General features: G+C 66.6%; 1 protein-coding gene. It reads left to right on the top strand.

What is annotated here, in order from left to right:
• Positions 1-539 (top strand): SIS domain-containing protein (locus ACTNA2_RS09095; protein WP_441049394.1); only part of this gene is annotated, 539 nt, incomplete at both ends.

Here is a 539-nt window from a genome sequence, read left to right as displayed (position 1 = left end):
CCGGCGGCTGCGAGAAGGGCTACTACCTCGCCGACTGCTTCGGCCTGCGCCTGCTCAACCGCCGCGGCTGCTTCCCCAAGTTCGACCTGTTCATCGAGCAGACGAAGGACGTCTGGAAGGACTTGCTCGACATCCGCAAGCGCTTCGAGCCGCGCGCCGAGGAGATCGCCAGGAAGTACGCGCTGGCCGACTACACCATGTTCATCGGCTCGGGGGCCCTCTGGGGCGAGACCATCCTGTACTCCATGTGCCTGCTCGAGGAGATGCAGTGGAAGCGCATCCGCCACATCACCTCGCACGACTTCTTCCACGGCACGCTCGAGCTGCTCGAGCCCGGCGTCCCGGTGTTCCTGTTCATGGGCGAGGACGAGTGCCGCGCCCTCGACGAGCGCGTCCGCGCCTTCCTCACCAGCGGCGTGACCGGCGACGAGGACTACGTCATCATCGACACCGCCGAGTACGCGATCCCGGGCCTGGACGACGACTTCCGCGTCATCGTGTCGCCGTGGATCCTGTCCGTGCTGACCACCGACCGCCTC

This window comes from Collinsella sp. HCP28S3_E9 (genome assembly GCF_052065455.1).
Taxonomy (GTDB): Bacteria; Actinomycetota; Coriobacteriia; order Coriobacteriales; family Coriobacteriaceae; genus Collinsella.
The sequence above is the reverse complement of the archived record's forward strand: the minus strand, read 5'-3'. Positions and strand labels throughout refer to the sequence as shown.